Raw genomic sequence first — 17,743 nt, forward strand, 5'->3', positions numbered from 1 at the left:
CAAATAGAGCCCTTTTTCAAGAGAAATATCTGTTGCTTTCTCAAATAATTCTATTGTTTGATTGATGCATTTAATAAAATATCCTCTTATATCTTAGCGCGCACACATGGAAAGTGTACCCCCATAAGCTACTATCCTGATTTTGCCATTTGCAGAATAAACTCCAGCATAAAAGCGTCCGTATAGAGTTTAGGTGCTTTCAAATTAGCATCCTTACTGGTGAAACCAACCGGTACAGGGAAATCCTCTTTTTGAAATAAGTCCATGAGAAACTTGAGATGCTCTTCAGATAAATGGCGTGCGAACTCAATAATCGGTCTAATTTCAGAGTCCTCTGAAGTGGCTAGAAAGTAACTAAGCAATTGCAAAGACATACTGTCGTTTTGATACCCCGTCCAAAGAACTCCTATCTCACCTGATGTCATTTTCACATGGTTTTCTGGCATTAAAGTTCCCCCTAAAAATAATTATTTATTATGATTTCCATTTTAGGGAAATATTATGTAATTTGCTTTCATAATAAAAGCAGCCCCGGCAAGGAGCTGCCTACTTAATCTGCAAGTGAACCTGGTTTAATATTCTTCCCATAGAATATTTCGTCCATTTCTGTGGTAAGCCGTTCTGTAATTTCCTCGGCTTCTTCCGGGGCAAGTTTATCTTTGGTGTAGCCAAATAAATAATTATCTAAATCAAAGTCACGGATTTTACATTTCGTATGGAAGGTGTGTGCCTGATAAATATTCACATCAATCATATCGAATTCTTCTTTGGCATCATCAGGTATATAGTTTTGTATGGAATTAATATCATGGTCAATGTAAAGCTTTTTTCCATCTTTATCTCTTGTAAATCCTCGAACGCGATAATCGATGGTCATTATGTCTGTGTCAAATGAGTGGATTAGATAATTAAGAGCCTTCAGCGGGGAAATTTCTCCGCATGTTGACACATCGATATCTGCCCTGAAAGTGCTGATTCCTTCATCCGGGTGGTACTCCGGATATGTATGCACAGTAATATGGCTTTTATCAAGCTGCATGACAACGTTGTCCGGCAGAGGACCCGGTGATTCATCGTAGGATTCATCCGGCACCTCGACTACAGGCCCTTCTGACACGAGCACCGTTACACTTGCACCCTGGGGGACATAGTCCTGCTGCGCTACATTTAATACATGTGCACCTATTATATCTGAAACGTTGCTTAATATTTTCGTCAATCTTTCCGCACTATATTCTTCATCGATGTATTCGATGTATGCTTCACGCTCTTCCCTCGTTTTTGTATAACAAATATCATACATATTAAAGCTTAATGATTTGGTCAAATTATTAAAGCCATGAAGCTCAATTCTTTGTTCCGGTGTTAGTTTCAATTGTCTTCCCCCTTTGTTTCTTCTCAGTCTCTTCGTTTTTATATTATGTTACCCAATCTTTTCTTTTAAAAACGGGATTTGTCGAATTCTAGGTATTAAATTCGGTTAATACTCTTTATTATTAGGGTAGTAAAAAAAGGAAAGTACACATCTTTTGCTTAGGGGGAATTTTAAAACTTATAATGATTGGGTATACCTTTTGATAGATAAGATACATGGTACACCTGGAAGGATGGTGACGAATTGAGGAAATTCTTTTTTATTTTTATCCTGTTATTTCTAGGGTTCGCTTTTTCACAGCCTGAAGAGAAAATGGCTGATGATTCAAAAACCAATCATGTCATTAATAACCTAAAGACAGAGATTCAGATCTTTAAGGATGACCCTGAAGTCTCTGCGGCGTTAAATGAATTTATTAATGAAGTAACGATTTGGGCAAATGAGCTTACTCAAAAAATAGAGCAATTTACAGGTGAATCAAGTAAAACTCCGGAGGCAGAAGCTGAAAAGCCAGTTTTAAAAACCCCTGATAAACAGATTTTCTCCATTCATAATATTGAAATGGGAGATGACAAAACGGAAGTTGAAAGTCAGCTTGGATCACCCAAACGTTCTTCACTAAATGAATATGGAACTGAATGGCACGCTTACCATGAAAACTATCAAAATTTTGTCATGGTTGCTTATGATAAAGAAAATAAAGTCGCAGGCCTTTACACAAATCAGGACCTTATATCCTCAACGAAAGAAATGACTTATGGAACTCCTAAAACGGCGGTTCTCGAACAGCTTGGAAAGCCAATGGACAAAATGAGGAAAGGTTTTGTTCTTTATCAGCTTGAACAAGACAGGGACTATGAATTATTTAATATCGATGGAAATTATGTAACGGTTTTCTACGATAAACACAGGGACAACACTGTAACTTCGATACAAATCATCGATGAAACCCTCGAACAGCAGAAAAAATCTTTTTATAAAGAGCCAAGTTTTGCTCTTAAAGAAGGATTTGAATATCAGCTGTTTGATCTAACAAATGCAGACAGGGTCAATCATGGTGTTTCTGTTCTAACCTGGGATGAGCATGTAAGAGAAACAGCCCGTAAACATAGCCTTGATATGGCTGAAAATAATTATTTTGATCATACCAATTTGGAAGGCCTTTCTCCTTTTGACCGTATGCAAGCAGATGAGGTTTCCTTCATGGTTGCCGGAGAAAACCTTGCATCCGGGCAATTTAGCAGCATTTTTGCCCATGAAGGATTAATGAATTCGATGGGTCACCGCAAAAATATACTACGCCCTGATTACGAATACCTAGGTGTAGGTGTTGCCTTTAATTCACAATCGCAGCCATACTATACGGAAAACTTCTATGCAAATTAAAAGTTAGAGCTCCTGCAACTTTTTCGCAGGAGCTTTTTGTTTTTTAAATTCATTCTAGTAACACACCAGTAATCTGTCTCTGAACATTTCCCTTTTTGATGCATAACATATATCAGCCTATAACAAATCTTTGAGACGGCGGTGAGATAATGGCAGTTGTTAGTGCGCGGGAAGCAGACATTGATTTATTGGCACGCTTGTTAAGGGCTGAAGCAGAAGGTGAAGGGCAACAGGGTATGCTGATGGTCGGAAATGTAGGGATCAACCGTATTAGATCCAATTGTTCAGATTTTAAAGGCCTGCGGACGATTCCTCAGATGATCTATCAGCCTCATGCATTTGAAGCTGTACAAAAAGGGTATTTTTATCAGAGGTCAAGAGAAGTTGAGAAGCGCCTTGCACGGCGTTCTGTAAAAGGAGAAAGACTATGGCCGTCTAAGTTCGCCTTATGGTATTTCCGTCCCCCTGGTGATTGTCCGCCAACCTGGTATGATCAGCCATTGGTCGGCAGGTATAAACTTCATTGTTTTTATGAGCCTACTGGAGCAGAATGTGAAAATATTTATAACACCTTTTAAAAAACCCCCTGCCATTATTGAAATGGCGGGGATTTTTCTTCTCTAGACTTCCATGTCTTTAAGGATACCTTGCTGCACATAGTGTATGATTTTCTTTGCTTCGTCCTCCGCCCTTTTCTGTCCATAAGGATTTAGAAACCAATTATCCGGCCTTGTTGAATTGTCGTTGGCATAAACTAAAGAATACTGTATCCATTTTGGCATATAGGTCAACATTGTTAGGTGCATTCTGCGCATATGAAAAGGGGCCGTTACAATGATCAAACGGGAAATATGCTGCAGGCCAAACGTCCGATCAAGCACCAGCATGGAGGCAAGCACATTTTCCTTTGTATGGAGTGAAATATCCTCTATTAAAATATCTTCTTGGGGTATTCCCCAACTAAGCGCTTTATTTTTTAAAAGTTCTGCTTCTGTTAATTCATTTCCAGGCCATTTAACACCGCCTGAAAAAAGCAGTTTATTGGCCCTTCCCTCTTTATAAAGCCTAATGGCCTCTGGCAGTCTGTACTCAGACGCCTTGCTGCTTCCGGGGACAAAAATGCATTCTCCTTTCAGTAGGTCATCCTGTATACCGTGGTATAACAGCCTTATTATATCTTTGTCGGTCAAGCTTTTGGGATCGAATTCGGAAATCCTAATGAGGCCTCCTCCTTTCTTATCCATGTTCTTAGCTTTCTTTATTATACTATTCTTTTTGGACAAGAGACCTTAATGGGAATGCCTAATTTAACCGAAAATATTGTATATAAATAAAAAAGCAGCGGAGGTCCGCTGCTTTTTTGCATTAAAATGTTTTAGCCATATCCTTTGCACGGGCAATGGCATTTGCTTTGATTTCTTCTGCTTTGTCAGGCATTGCATTATGGCCTTCTACAAAGATGCCATCGAATGAAGGTACGCCGAAGAAGTTCATCAATATATTTAGGTAACGGTGTCCCATTTCCATTTCAGCTGCAGGGCCTTCAGAATAGATGCCTCCGCGAGCTTGAATGTGAAGCGCTTTTTTGTCAGTAAGCAATCCAATTGGGCCTTCTGCTGTATATCTAAACGTTTTGCCAGCTACAGCAACAGAATCTAGATATGCTTTCATAACAGGCGGGAATGAGAAGTTCCAAAGAGGTGTGACAAAAACATATTTGTCAGCTGCTACAAATTGTTCGCTTAACTCTGATAAGCGGCCAACTTTCGCTTTTTCATCTTCAGAAAGTTCATCGAATCCTTTGCCGGATTGAAGTTTCCCCCATCCGCTGAAAACATCCACATCGATTTGCGGAATGTTTTCTTTGTATAAATCAAGATGAACTACTTCATCGTTTGGATTTGCTTCCTTATACGCATCAATGAAAGTCTTACCTACTGCCATACTATATGACATTTTATCATCATGCGGGTGTGCTGTAATATACAATACTTGTGCCATAAATCTCTCACCTTTCCTTATTTAATTGACATTATAGTTTGAATCAAAAATAACGTATGTATTCATCTGCAGTATGAATTGAATTTATTTTTAATTCGAGATTATTTTATTCGAAATAAAAATGAAGTTCAACTTTTTTGCTTAGGCTTTCTTTTTTTACCCGAAGCCATGAGAAATAATCCTATATTAAATTTAAATAATTCCACTGGGTATCACATGATCAGCATTTAAAAAATCAGCAAAAAAAAAGACCCCTTAGGGTCTCTCATCAAGCTTATTCTTCAGGAGTGTATGGATTCCCTCCGATGTTTTTTCTCATTTCATCTGTAATCTCAAATGGAATGTTCGTGTTCGCTTCTTCATTTTTTTCATAGTCCATTTGTACGCTTCCATCATAGTGGTATGGCTTTTGGTCCGTTTTAATCACCTCATGAATAGTTGATATGTTTATTATATACTAAAAAAGACCTATTTTATCAGAAAATTTTCATTTCTGTTAAAAAATTCTTTTGCTTATTTTGTGCAATTTAATTACTTTTTATAATAGCTGTGTTAAAGCTTATTATTGATTTAAACACCCTGTTGATTGGAGTGGAAGGTGCGAGATCCTCGGAAATGCTGACACATTTCCTTCGTGCGGTGTTCATTCGAGGAAGCTTATTCAATGTCCTGCGGGAGAAGCGTGTCAACGGGAGACCCCACAGGTGCGAATGCGCCGAGGAGCGTCGGACCGCCCGTGGTTCGCTGAGTACCTGGAGCGGAAATCAACCGGCAAATTTAACAGAGCCTTTATAATAAAAAAGCATCATTTCCTAAGAGGAAATAATGCTCAAAATTTACTGGGGTGTCTTTTTCTTTATTTCTACCAGCTTTAGTCTGTTTTCTTCTGTCGATTTAATTTCAAAATGCAGATGATGATATTCAAATGTCTCGCCTTCTTCAGGAAAATGGCCCATTTCTTTTAATAGGAATCCTGCAAGAATATCTTCATCCTCTGGAATTTTGGTTTTAAAAACCTCATTGATTCTGCGGATGGCGAGTTTAGCATGGACAATGATATGGTTATCCGTTAATTCTTCGATAAGTACTTCACTGTCTTCATCCGTCTCATCTTCAAATTCCTGTCCCAGCATCGCTTCAAGGATGTCCTCATGTGTGATTAATCCTTTAGTGCCTCCATATTCATCGAGAACGATAGCGAGATGCTTTCTTTCTTTCATCATCATTTTGAATACTTTATCAATACTGTGGAACTCATATACAAATAAAGGTTCAAGATCAGTAAAATCCTTTAGAGTCTTTTCAGGCTGTGTTGACCAGGCCAGCAATAGTTTAGAATGGAAAACACCTACGATGTTATCCATATTTTCTTTGTAAACCGGATATCTTGTAAACCGGTTATCCATAACAATGTCCTTGGCCTCTTCAATGGTTGCATCAAATGGAATACCTTCAATTTCCATACGGGGAGTTTTTAGTGCGTCACGGACATCCAGGTTGTAAAAATCTATAACCCCTTTTATCCTCAGCGTTTCTTCTTCATGAAAGGTTCCTTCACTAGTCGCAATATCAACCATTGTGATGAGCTCTTCTTTCGATACAGAAACTGATTCTGGTGCATTTTTTGATAATAATTTAATAATAGCCCTTGTAAACTTGGACAGCAGCCAGGTTAATGGTTTAAAAATTACTAACAATATCCTTATAACCGGAAAAACCAGATAGGCAATCTTATCAGCAAATGTAGCAGCAATCGATTTAGGGAGAACTTCAGCAAAAATAATGAGGGCGACGGTGAGTATACCGGTTGCCACTCCCACATTGAATCCATATTCAATAGCAATGATTGTTACAAGTGTTGGCAGCATAATGTTTGCGATATTATTGCCAATCAAAATGGCAGTGATTAATTCATCAGGCTTTGAAACAAGCTTTAATAGCTTTTGTGATTTCTTATCATTGTTCTCTGCTTTTGATTTCAATTTCATTTTGTTAACTGCTGTTAGTGCTGTCTCACTTCCAGATAAGAAGAATGACATAAGCATAAAAAACAGGATAGCGATAAACAAAGTACGTTGCCTCCAATAATATTTCGTTTGTATTTTTTATTTGTACCCACTTTGTATATACAAAACACCTGCTGCAATCAAGCGTTAAAGTATTTATAAATAATTATCCATAATTATAGAGTAGCTGAAGATATATTGGAAAAGAAATGCATTAAGTCGAAAATATGATGAGACTTTTAAAACTTTCAACAAAAGCTTCTGCCAGTTCCCCAATCAATTCGGAAAAATGCCCCTTAAGAACTGCCTGAAGCCAGTGAATATACAGTTGTAAATTCCCACTTCCCCTTTCTTTGTCATAATGGGCTACCTATGTATTACGGCCTTAATAGAATTTACGTTTCTTTTTCCATTAACTAATCTCAATAAAACGCCATCAAATGCCAATAATAATGTGTGCTATGTCAAAAAAACCATAGAAAGAAGGAAGAAACATGAGAAAGCTATTGTTTCTTATCTGCTGTTTCATGCTCCTTGTCCCTTCAACTGTGTGGGGAGAGACAGCAGATTATCAGCTTAAAGCTGCTTATATACGCGATGGCCATTTATGGGTCAAAATCGGAAATAAAGAAGTTAAAATTTCTTCTCAGCCTGCGAAATATTATAATTCCCCGAAATGGTCGCAGGATGGGCAATGGCTTCTTTATGAAAAAGTAGCTAAGGAACCCATTAGTCCCAACTTGGATACCCAAACAGAGATCTGGGTTTACAACCTAAAGACGCAGAAGCATAAGCGAATCTTTCGTGATGGCGGAAATGCTAAGTGGTCACCTGCAGAAAATAAGGTAGCTTTTACGAGCGGCGGGGTGCTTAATGTTTCTGATTTGAATCAATTTTATAATGTGGCTTTGGGGGTTGATGATTTTCATTGGTATCCAGACGGGAAAAGCTTTATAGCTTCATCAAGTGCAGTCCCCAGGCCTGATGGATGGACTAGCCCTGTGCTTTATAAGATTCCGTTGCCTGATGATTTGGAAAATATAAATCTAACTGGGAATGCCGAAACGCTTTTTACAATTCCAAAGGAAATCGGCAACGGAAAGGCTACAATAATGTCCATCAACGCTACCAACTTTAAATTTTCACCAGATGGTAAGTGGATCTCGTTCATTGTCAACCCCACCGCATCCTTATCCATGGATAGCGATATGGTTTGCGTCATTTCAGCTGATGGAAAAACCTTTGAAGTTCTCGATGAAATGATTTTGCATTTGGATGTACCGAAGTGGGCCCCTTCTGAAAATTTATTGGGCTATATTGCAGGTGGCGGCAGGATTGTCATGGGCTTCAAAAACAAAAAGTTAAAGGTAACCGAACTGCCTGCATACAAAACAATTAACCTTACTCCACCTAAATTTTCAGAAATGGGCTTTACCTGGGTAGACAATCAAACATTAATCGCCTCAAGAGTTGATGAAAGCGAATGGTCCAATGACCCTCAAAAGCGTCCCGAACCAACCCTTTGTTTAATCCACTTAAACAAACAGCAGCAAACAAGGATCACCTATCCGAAAACATCAATTGGGGACTATAATCCTCTCTATGTTAAGTCGGCAAACAAGATCACCTGGATCAGAAAAAAACTGGCTCAAACGAAGGGTGACATTTGGATTGCTGACATAAACGGCAAAAATGCTAAATTGTGGGGCAGGGGTGTTGAAGGGTATTCGTTTTTTGTGGAGTAGAGCATTTGTTTCATTGTTAAATTATAAAACAAAAAGCGATTCACCCTGATACGAATCGCTTTTTCCCGTATTATGCTCCCTCTCGTTTCTTTTGGTGCTCGCTTTCGTGAATTGATAAAAATACTTCCTCAAGGGAGCTGCAGCTGTATTCTTTGTACACCTTATCAAGAGTGCCGTATGATTTTACTTTTCCATTAAATAAGATAAGGACTTTGTCGGCGATTTCGATGGCGTCCCGCATGATGTGGCTGCTGACAATTACCGTTTTGTTTCTTTCTTTTAGTTCTTTTATGATTTGTTTTAGCTGGATTACCCAATAGGGATCCAGACCGTTTGTTGGTTCGTCCAGTATATAGATGTCTGTATCTGCCAGCAGGCATTGGGCAAGATTGAGGCGCTGAGACATCCCTTTGGAGAATCCCCCAACTCTTTGATTCCGTTCATCCCATAACCCTACTTTTTCTAAAACAGCTTTTATGGCTTCGTGGCCTTTTTTTAAAAATTGGCCATAATATTGCAGAATTTCTATTGTTGTAAGTTCTGGAGGAAAATTCATTTGGTCTGGCATATAGGCAAAAGCTTTTTTCTGTCCGGAATGGACAACCACTTTTCCTGTAGAGGGCGTTTCTACCCCAGTCAGGAGTTTGATCATTGTACTTTTCCCTGCTCCGTTACCTCCACATAAAACAACACACTCACCTTCTTCAATTTGAAGATCCACTTGGGTTAAGGCCGTTTTCTTTTTATAGGACTTGGATAGTTCCATTAATTCAAGGTTCACTTTAGACACCCCTTCTCTTTAAAAGCTGGGTGGATGAACCAATGGTTATGAATATAATGATCATGATCGACAGTATTAGAGATAGAGTTAAGATGCCATTTGTGCCCCATTGCTCAATCATCAAATATTCCGGACCAAACACGTATTCGGAATTTAGTTTTGAAATGGACCATACCCGGATAGACTCAATTGGATTAAGCAAAATGAGGAAAAACAGGCTGCTTTGTTTAAGAGCATACGGAATCCAATCGATAACAGAAAAAATGATGAATTCATAAACAAACACAACGGTGCTCCAAAAAATCAGTGCCAATGATAACCCTTGCATTCTTGTTTTAGAAACAGCCCCTACCAGCAGGGATGCTGCCGAGAAAACAAGAATCAGAAGCATATTTACAAGCATAAAGACTTGATAAATTCCAGCTGCGAATGTGTTGCCTGCCAAGGAAACAATGAACCCAAACAGTCCATAGGATACGCCCATGACAATGAACATGGAAAGAACTAGAGATAAAAACTTACTGGCCATGTAATATCCTGAGGATAATTGATAGGTTTTGTATAAAGAAAATCTCCCGTTTTCTTTATCGGCGATGATTGAGTTGGCACCAAGGATCATGCAGATAATCGGAAGCAGCCACAGAGAAAGATTAATCAGCATGGCAATCGACCGATTATAGGCTGATTGGCTGGCGTTCCCCGCTCCCTCCTCTTCCTGCTTGATTTCCTGGAGGCCATAGTATTCAGGATTAGCCCCCATTGTATCAATGTTTGTATTAACACCTTCTAGGCCAAATCTAACTTCAACCGGGTCAGATTTTACAGATTGAAGTCCATAAAAGTAAAGCAGGCCTGATAAGAAGATAAATAGAATCATAAAATTCAAAAGCCATCTGCTTCTCATCAGCAGCCGAAGTTCATGCTTTGTCATGGAATACAGTAATGCTGGTTTCATGTTAATTCCTCCTCAATGAGGTGAACAGATCTAGTGGCTATGGCTCATTCCCGGTTTTTTAAAACTTTTAATTTCCGCATTCAGCAACTCTGCCTTTGTATACGCGTCTCCGCCATACTCTCTCTGAAATGCTGCTGCATCATCTTTTGACTTGAAAGCTGCTATTCCATAGCTCATTGGACTGTCAATGTTCTGGTTTTGGATGAATGAGCTGGTATCAAATGATATCCATTCCTTCGACTGGTAATCATGGACAAATGCCGCTTCGTACTCAGGATTTTCTGTCTGCAAATATTCTGTCATACAGCCAATATCATCAAATAAAACGGGCTTGCCGTTTTTCAAAATAAGCTGAGCTGCAGATTCCATTTCTTCAATTCCCATGTGGCATACATCACAGCTATCCTTGTTTAGTTTTATATCCACTGGCCCTGCCGCTGCAGACGAACAGGCAGTTAACAGCAATCCTAAACCGATTATGACGAAAAAATGTTTAAGCTTCATGACGCTCCCTCCCTAATTTCATTAAGATAAATAAACTTGCAAACAGGGTGATCATAAAGAATAGAATTAGATCCATTTCATGTCTGCTGGAGTAGACCTGTGTTTCAGATGTGTTTTCCTCCCATTTTACCGGAGCCGGTTCTGCCAGAGGAGCTTCATCTACAATCAGAGAGTCTGAAGGGATTGGTGTGAATTGTTCTACCGTGTTCCAAAGCTCCACTGCTGGACTCTGGAAAAACACCTGCAATAAAGGTTCCTGGCTGGCCATTTGATAAAAAACGTCACCGCTTTTGTAAGCAAAGTCAACCTTGCTGTCGCTATTCATATTTAAAGAACTATGGTCGTCGTAATAGTTTCCATATTCATCTTTATTAAAATAATTGCTGTTGTCTTTATCAGAAATAATTTGTCTTGTATTTCGATAAAAGTTATTTAAATAGATTGTATTGTCAGTAGAATTAATCCCGATTTCCAGTCCAGTATCATTTTCCAAAAAGGTATTAAATTCGAGTCTGTTTCTTTTGGCATTTTCAAGCACTATGCCCCTGAAATTCCCTTTTATGATATTGGAGGATATTTTGGAGTCAAATGTGTCATAGATAAACATGCCTGCTCCATCAATCTTTGTATTTAAATAAAAATAGTTTTCCATAATGAAGATTTCATAGCTTTGCATGATCATGAGGCCGTTAATGCTTTCGGTCACCTGATTATGCGCTATCAGAATATTTCTTGAGTCCATCGTATGCACACCATACCGCGCTTTTGACATTTGGTTCCCTGAGATTTCACAGAAATCTGAATAAGAAACGTAGACGCCATCCTGGGTATCATAAAAATAATTTCCCTTCACTGCTGTATTTGGCGCTTCAACTAAATAAATGCCATAGCCCTTATGGCGTTTGGCACTATCAAAACTGGAGATGATATTGTTCTCAACCCGGTGGCCATACGAATCTCTGGCATAGATGCCGTGAAAAACATTATTAAGGGCATTATGGTGTAGATATGAACGGTCACCCTTCACATAGATTCCGGCATTTTGCGAACCGCTCCCCTCTATTTCAAGGCCCTCGACAATGACATCGTCAGCTTCAATTGTCAGCACATTCCCGGTTTCAAGACCGAAGAGTTTTACGCCTTTTTCACCAATAATATGAACCTTCTTCTCTACAGAAAAATTCCCATTATAGCGGCCGGATTTGATTTTAATAACGGATATCTCCCTGTCGCTGGATAAGACATCTCGAAGCTCTTCAGAGTTGGACACTGTCACTTCCTCGCCGAAAGCCTTGCCGGCCAGGACCAAACTAAAAAGTATAAGAAGGAATCCTATTTTTTTATACATTCAGCATTCACCTGCCTGGGTAATTCGTTTCTGGCCTCCATTGCTTCCAATAGAAGGCCAGAAAAGTGATTCACAATTCTATTTTTTTCTTGTATAATTAGTTTTAAGTTGAGTTTTTTATTTATATTTAGTGGCTCATTGTAGCCTTGCCGTCGTCTTCTCCGGTCTCTGTTACCTTTAAGATTGCGACGGCTCCTTTTTGAGCATGGTTAAACTGGTGTGTCACAATTGGATAGCTGCCAACACGGGTAACAGTGAATTCAACTACCGCACCGCCGCTCGCTGGAAGCATGACCGTTTGGAGTCCTTTAAATCGGTTAAATGGATTGCCGTCGATATAGACATCATCAAACACTGTACCAACCACATGGAAAGAGCTGACTTCGTTTGGTCCTACGTTATTTACATATATCCTGACCTTATCTCCTACTTTGGCAAGCAGCGGCTTGTCTTTTAATGTGAAAGTATCACCATTTGTGTTAGGGTCTCCTTCTTTCAGAGCTTTTGTAGAAAATACAACATGGCTTGGAACTCCATTTGTAAAATCATCCAGATCATTGTATTTGTACCACTCGTTTTGTATTATAGTGTATTCCCTATCAATCTCTTTATCTGTCGGATAGCCGTCCTTCGGTTTAACAATGATTGTTCCGTGCATTCCATTCGCGATATGTGAAAGTACAGGCGATGTACCGCAATGATACATAAAAACGCCAGGTTTATTAGCAGGATAACTGAAGGTTCCCGTTTCATCAGGCTGTACATTGGCGAAATCCTTTGAAGGAGCTGAGTGTACGGCGTGGAAATCCATGCTGTGAGGAATCGCCGGATCCATATTCTTCAATGTAAAATTAATCGTATCCCCTTCGTTTACTACTACTACCGGACCAGGAGCTTCCCCGTTAAAAGTCCAAGCTTTATACATTTTCCCCTTGTCTATTTCTATATCTGTTATCTGGGATGTCATTTCAACGTTCACTTCGTTAGGTCCAACTCTCTCTACTTTTAGAGAAACCGGTTCCTGGTTTAAATCTTTGTGGGGTGCGATTGCCGCGACTTTATTTGTTTCCGCTGCCAGAACCTTTTGCTCGGGCTGTTCGGCTTTTTCCGGCACTGCCCCTTGATTGCATCCTGCTAATAAACCTATGCCAATTGCTGAAGTAAGCAGATATTTTACTCCTTTTTTCATCTTCATTTCCTCCTCTTAATCTATTGGTTTATCTGTTTTTATCATATGGCAAATAAAGACTTTTTTTGGTGATATTTCTCACAAGACTTCACAAATCTGTGAAGAGTTTGTGAATAAGTGATCGTACTTTATTTGAACTGCTCCGAAAGATAACAGCTCATTTACAACTTGATTACTTTGTAAAAAATTGTACCTATCATCTACTAAACCGTTTATAATCAATAAATGGAGTTTTTGTCTTTTATATAAATTGCTTCTATCAACTTAGGGTTAAAGGAGAAATCAGAAGTGGAAATGGACTTGCTTACACTTATTAAAGCAATCATATTAGGGTTTGTAGAGGGAATGACAGAATTTGCGCCTGTGTCTTCTACCGGACATATGATTATTGTGGATGATATGTGGCTTCATTCAAAAGAGTTTTTATCCAAATATGAAGCCAACACTTTTAAGGTGGTCATTCAGCTTGGCTCAATCTTAGCCGTAGTCATTATTTTTAAAGACCGATTTATAGAAATGCTGGGACTCGGCGGCCGCAGCAAGAATTCTGAGGGACAGAGCCGTCTAAAACTCTCCCAAGTGATCATTGGATTAATTCCTGCCGGGGTTCTGGGTGTTTTATTCGAGGATTATATTGATGAACATTTGTTTTCTACCGGGACTGTATTAATAGGATTGGTTATTGGTGCCCTGCTGATGATTTTTGCCGACATTTTTGGAGGGAAAAACCCGAAAACAATTTCGGTAGACCAAATCACCTATAAACAGGCATTTTCAATTGGCTTGATTCAATGCTTTTCCCTTTGGCCTGGCTTTTCACGTTCAGGATCAACTATTTCGGGAGGTGTTTTGCTTGGCCTAACCCACCGGGCGGCAGCCGATTTTACCTTTATCATGGCTGTGCCGATCATGGCTGGAGCGAGTATGCTTTCCTTGTTAAAAAACCTGGAATACTTTTCACTTGACGCACTGCCGTTCTTTATTGCAGGTTTTCTAAGCGCTTTTGTTTTTGCCTTAATATCGATCCGCTTCTTTTTAAAAATGATCAATAAGGTAAAACTCATTCCATTTGCCATTTACCGAATTGTGCTGGCAGGTTTGATTTATTTTATATTTCTTTAAAAAACAGCCGGGCATTTAGCTGCCTGGCTGTTTTTACTTAAATTCATATTCCGTCAGCAAGGCAAGACTTTTTATTTTGAAGCTCGAAATATTCTTGTTAAAATATAGACTGTTTACTAGGAAATACTTTAGTAAATGACTTTATTAATGAAAGAAGCTGACATAGATGAAAAGTTTAAATGCCATCCGCTACTCTGTGCTTGATCTTTCCCCTATTATAGAAGGCGGTTCTGCCGCACAATCCTTGCAAAATACGTTGGACCTAGCCCAGCATGCTGAAAAATGGGGCTACCATCGATATTGGCTGGCGGAGCATCATAATATGCCTGGCATAGCCAGTTCGGCTACCTCTGTGGTAATCGGGCATGTTGCAGCCGGAACCTCTGCGATTCGTGTGGGTTCAGGAGGCATCATGCTGCCAAATCATGCGCCGCTTGTCATCGCTGAGCAATTCGGGACTCTTGAATCGCTTTTTCCTGGACGTATTGATTTGGGGCTTGGCCGAGCCCCGGGAACAGATCAGCTGACTGCCCAGGCATTAAGGAGAGAACGACGGGATGGACTGGATTTTCCGGAACAGCTGAATGAATTAAGAAACTATTTCAATCCTGAAGAAAACAAGCGTGTACGCGCTATACCCGGCGAAGGTTTAAAGATTCCGATCTGGCTTCTTGGTTCCAGCGGCTACAGCGCGAAGCTTGCCGGCCAGCTTGGTTTGCCATTCGCTTTTGCCAGCCATTTTTCGCCTGAGAATACGCTCCCTGCCCTTGATTTATACCGCAGAAGCTTCCAGCCATCAGAGGTTTTGGAAGAGCCATATGCGATGGTAGGAGTAAATGTGGTTGCTGCGGATACAGATGAAAAGGCTGAGTGGCTGGCCACTTCCATCCAGCAGCAGTTTTTAAATATGATCCGCAACAAGCCTGGCAGGCTTCAGCCACCGGTTACTAATATGAAGGAATTGTGCAGCCTTTATGAAAAAGCAATTCTTGAACAGCAGCTTGGCACAGCCATTATAGGCGGGCCAGCTGCAGTAAAAGAGAAACTGCAATCATTTTTAAATGATACTCAGGCAGATGAATTCATGGTCAACGCCCAGATATATGACCATAATGAACGGCTTCACTCTTTTGAAATTACTTCAAATATCATGGCTGGCAGATAATAAAATGTAAAAGGAGAACCTTATCCCTGGGTTCTCCTTTTCGATATAGGCTCTTTACTTTATAGATAGCCTGTTTGTTTCAATTTAGGTTCCAACTTGTTATAATGAATGAAACACAAACATTGGGAGGTTATCAATATGAATTCTATGCCTGAAACAATCAAGATTTCTGATCAGATTAATGCTGAGGTATTTATCCAAAAAACACTGGATAACCGCTTTATTGTAGCTATCCCAGAGATCAACTGGTCTGCTCAATTTAATCAAATCGATAACAACCAAATTCAATTCGATCATTTGCAAAGCTCCCTGAATTTTCAGCTATTTGACGGGAATACTGATGAATTAGCAAATAAGATTATTAAAATGATTAAAGCCTATCAAACTTAAAACTGCAAAAAACTCCACGCAAAACTCCTTTTTTAAAGTGCCGCTTTTTAACAAACGGCTGATTTTCTCTTTAAAATAAATTCTTCAGAACCCTTAGTATTAGCCTCGGAATCCACAAAATTATATGAATGAATATAGAGAAAAATACTGAATCACGCACTTCATTAAAGATTGCCCTGGCTAGGCTCTCTTCTTTTTTTTTCTGCTTTTCCAAACTTTCGCACCTGCCTATGTGTTTTTCTAGCCTTCTGCTAATTCATCGACAAGGCGTTCTGCCGCTTTTCTATATAAGTTGCTCATATGGGCGAGCGAAGATACCATAAGCACTTTTTCAAGATCAGCTGATTCTGTTTCTTCCAAGGCTTCTGCCTCCACTTTCACCCTGTCGGTTTGATTTTTCAGATCCTTTTTAAATGTTTCGAGGTTTTGTGCTGTTAAATCCAGATAAAGCTGATAAAAGCGGTCAATGCCAAAATTTTCTTCTGCAGTTCGTTCATTAACTCCGCTTAGCGTTGTTTTAATGTCAGTTATGGACAATGCTCCCTTTAGCTGATAAATCATAGCAATAAGAATCAAGTGCTCCTTTGAGTACTTTTTATTTTTAACAGGAAAAAGCAGCTTCCCCTTTGCATAATTATTAATCATCGTTTTCGTCAGCACTTTTTCCTCTTCATTCCGTTTTGAACTGCCAAATTTGTTCTCAAATAGCTGAATAACCTGATCCATATATAAATCAATTTGTGGTATATCCTCTAATTGAATTTGATTTTCTATTATCATTTTTTCTAATTCCATGCTTATCCCTCAGATCCTTACTTTTTTGCTATGTTAAAGCCCATTGTTGGTTCTGGCACTTTTTGATGAAGCGGAAATCAACAGACAAGTTTAACAGTGCTTACTTTTAAGTAAATTTTACTTAAAAAAGGACAGATTGTAAATGTTGACTACTTAATGCTTTATCTATATTATTATAAGTAGTTATTAAAACTACATAACCAAGTATTAGGAGGGGAACTTTATGACAACATACATCAGAGAGCCGATCAACGGGCTTACCCATCTGGCAGGAGCCATTTTATCCTTTGTCGGCCTGCTTGCGATGGTGATCAAAGCTTCATTGACATCATCTTCACCGCTTGCCATTGCAGCAGTAACGATTTTTGGAATCAGCTTAATGCTGCTTTATTCAGCATCAGCTACTTACCACATGGTGATGGCAAAAGATAAAGTAATTGCCTTTTTAAGAAAGCTTGATCACTCTATGATTTTTGTATTAATTGCCGGCTCTTATACACCTTTTTGCCTCATTACTCTTAATGGTGTAACTGGCTGGGTCTTGTTTTCGATTGTTACGGTGGTAGCAGTTGCCGGCATCCTTTTCAAAATGGTCTGGTTCAACTGTCCACGGTGGCTATCGACGGCACTCTATATCGCAATGGGGTGGATTATCGTATTTGCCTTTTCACCACTATCCGAAACACTAAGCATGGCGGGTGTTTCCTTACTGCTGCTTGGGGGCATCCTCTACACAATTGGCGGGGTTATTTACGCGATAAAACCGAAATTCCTGGAGTTTAAGCATTTAGGGTTTCATGAGATTTTTCATATATTTATTATGATGGGCAGCATGGCGCACTTTCTTTGTGTGTTTATGTATGTTTTATGAATTTATCTTTATAAAAATGACTCCAGCCATGCTCTGGAGTCATTTTTATCCTTCAAAACAAATGGTTCCTAAGATTTTTGCTAAACCTGTCTCATCTTAAATTAAGTATC

At 39.2% G+C, this 17,743-nt stretch carries 18 protein-coding genes; 7 read left to right on the forward strand and 11 right to left on the reverse strand.

Features of this window, described 5'->3' with window-relative positions; all coding sequences use genetic code 11:
- Positions 1-131: 131 nt before the first annotated feature.
- The gene (locus IQ19_RS29170) at positions 132-446 is read right to left on the reverse strand and encodes a DUF3231 family protein (RefSeq protein WP_338422701.1); all 315 of its coding nucleotides are present in this window, start codon (positions 444-446) and stop codon (positions 132-134) included.
- A 104-nt stretch (positions 447-550) separates the two neighbouring features.
- Positions 551-1,375 (reverse strand): adenosylmethionine decarboxylase, encoded by an 825-nt coding sequence (gene speD, locus IQ19_RS23190; protein ID WP_144545530.1) that lies wholly within the window; start codon positions 1,373-1,375, stop codon positions 551-553.
- Positions 1,376-1,618: 243 nt separating this feature from the next.
- On the opposite strand from speD, the gene IQ19_RS23195 reads away from it, so the two are divergent.
- The gene (locus IQ19_RS23195; RefSeq protein ID WP_242021104.1) at positions 1,619-2,761 is read left to right on the forward strand and encodes a CAP domain-containing protein; all 1,143 of its coding nucleotides are present in this window, start codon (positions 1,619-1,621) and stop codon (positions 2,759-2,761) included.
- Between the two features lie 149 nt (positions 2,762-2,910).
- The gene (locus tag IQ19_RS23200) at positions 2,911-3,339 is read left to right on the forward strand and encodes a cell wall hydrolase (protein WP_144545532.1); all 429 of its coding nucleotides are present in this window, start codon (positions 2,911-2,913) and stop codon (positions 3,337-3,339) included.
- 42 nt (positions 3,340-3,381) lie between these two features.
- Here the strand turns inward: IQ19_RS23200 and IQ19_RS23205 are convergent, their stop codons facing one another.
- From IQ19_RS23205 to IQ19_RS23215, 3 genes are all read right to left on the reverse strand, one after another.
- Positions 3,382-4,005: a YdcF family protein gene (locus tag IQ19_RS23205; RefSeq protein ID WP_242021106.1), complete on the reverse strand. Its 624-nt coding sequence runs from the start codon at positions 4,003-4,005 to the stop codon at positions 3,382-3,384.
- A 121-nt stretch (positions 4,006-4,126) separates the two neighbouring features.
- Positions 4,127-4,762 carry an FMN-dependent NADH-azoreductase gene (locus IQ19_RS23210; RefSeq protein ID WP_144545534.1) on the reverse strand — a complete coding sequence of 212 codons (636 nt, stop codon included), beginning with the start codon at positions 4,760-4,762 and terminating at the stop codon, positions 4,127-4,129.
- A gap of 836 nt (positions 4,763-5,598) precedes the next feature.
- Positions 5,599-6,831: a CNNM domain-containing protein gene (locus IQ19_RS23215; RefSeq protein ID WP_144545536.1), complete on the reverse strand. Its 1,233-nt coding sequence runs from the start codon at positions 6,829-6,831 to the stop codon at positions 5,599-5,601.
- A gap of 431 nt (positions 6,832-7,262) precedes the next feature.
- Between IQ19_RS23215 and IQ19_RS23220 the strand changes: the two genes are divergently transcribed.
- Positions 7,263-8,513: a TolB family protein gene (locus tag IQ19_RS23220; RefSeq protein WP_144545538.1), complete on the forward strand. Its 1,251-nt coding sequence runs from the start codon at positions 7,263-7,265 to the stop codon at positions 8,511-8,513.
- Positions 8,514-8,583: 70 nt separating this feature from the next.
- On the opposite strand, the gene IQ19_RS23225 is transcribed toward IQ19_RS23220, so the two are convergent.
- The 5 genes from IQ19_RS23225 to IQ19_RS23245 form a co-directional block, all read right to left on the reverse strand.
- Positions 8,584-9,294 (reverse strand): ABC transporter ATP-binding protein, encoded by a 711-nt coding sequence (locus IQ19_RS23225; protein WP_144545540.1) that lies wholly within the window; start codon positions 9,292-9,294, stop codon positions 8,584-8,586.
- A 1-nt stretch (position 9,295) separates the two neighbouring features.
- Positions 9,296-10,249: an ABC transporter permease gene (locus IQ19_RS23230; protein WP_144545542.1), complete on the reverse strand. Its 954-nt coding sequence runs from the start codon at positions 10,247-10,249 to the stop codon at positions 9,296-9,298.
- Between the two features lie 30 nt (positions 10,250-10,279).
- Positions 10,280-10,753 carry a nitrous oxide reductase accessory protein NosL gene (locus IQ19_RS23235; RefSeq protein WP_144545544.1) on the reverse strand — a complete coding sequence of 158 codons (474 nt, stop codon included), beginning with the start codon at positions 10,751-10,753 and terminating at the stop codon, positions 10,280-10,282.
- Entirely contained in the window at positions 10,743-12,101 is a 1,359-nt protein-coding gene (locus tag IQ19_RS23240) for a right-handed parallel beta-helix repeat-containing protein (RefSeq protein ID WP_144545547.1), read from the reverse strand. The genes IQ19_RS23235 and IQ19_RS23240 overlap by 11 nt, the downstream gene beginning before the upstream one ends.
- A 127-nt stretch (positions 12,102-12,228) precedes the next feature.
- Entirely contained in the window at positions 12,229-13,290 is a 1,062-nt protein-coding gene (locus tag IQ19_RS23245) for a multicopper oxidase domain-containing protein (protein ID WP_144545549.1), read from the reverse strand.
- 294 nt (positions 13,291-13,584) lie between these two features.
- On the opposite strand from IQ19_RS23245, the gene IQ19_RS23250 reads away from it, so the two are divergent.
- The 3 genes from IQ19_RS23250 to IQ19_RS23260 all read left to right on the forward strand — a co-directional run bounded on the left by IQ19_RS23250 (position 13,585) and on the right by IQ19_RS23260 (position 15,967).
- Positions 13,585-14,412, forward strand: a complete 828-nt coding sequence (locus IQ19_RS23250; protein ID WP_144545599.1) for an undecaprenyl-diphosphate phosphatase — start codon at positions 13,585-13,587, stop codon at positions 14,410-14,412.
- Positions 14,413-14,578: 166 nt separating this feature from the next.
- Positions 14,579-15,577, forward strand: coding sequence for an LLM class flavin-dependent oxidoreductase (locus IQ19_RS23255; protein ID WP_144545551.1), 999 nt, complete (start codon positions 14,579-14,581; stop codon positions 15,575-15,577).
- 138 nt (positions 15,578-15,715) lie between these two features.
- Entirely contained in the window at positions 15,716-15,967 is a 252-nt protein-coding gene (locus IQ19_RS23260; protein ID WP_144545553.1) for a YueH family protein, read from the forward strand.
- Positions 15,968-16,207: 240 nt separating this feature from the next.
- On the opposite strand, the gene IQ19_RS23265 is transcribed toward IQ19_RS23260, so the two are convergent.
- Positions 16,208-16,762, reverse strand: a complete 555-nt coding sequence (locus tag IQ19_RS23265; protein WP_144545555.1) for a DUF1836 domain-containing protein — start codon at positions 16,760-16,762, stop codon at positions 16,208-16,210.
- Positions 16,763-16,985: 223 nt separating this feature from the next.
- On the opposite strand from IQ19_RS23265, the gene trhA reads away from it, so the two are divergent.
- Positions 16,986-17,633: a PAQR family membrane homeostasis protein TrhA gene (gene trhA / locus IQ19_RS23270; RefSeq protein ID WP_144545557.1), complete on the forward strand. Its 648-nt coding sequence runs from the start codon at positions 16,986-16,988 to the stop codon at positions 17,631-17,633.
- The last annotated feature ends 110 nt before the right edge of the window (positions 17,634-17,743 follow it).

Origin of the sequence: Cytobacillus oceanisediminis, from assembly GCF_007830235.1 — a bacterium.
In the GTDB taxonomy this organism is placed as follows: domain Bacteria; phylum Bacillota; class Bacilli; order Bacillales; family Cytobacillaceae; genus Cytobacillus; species Cytobacillus oceanisediminis.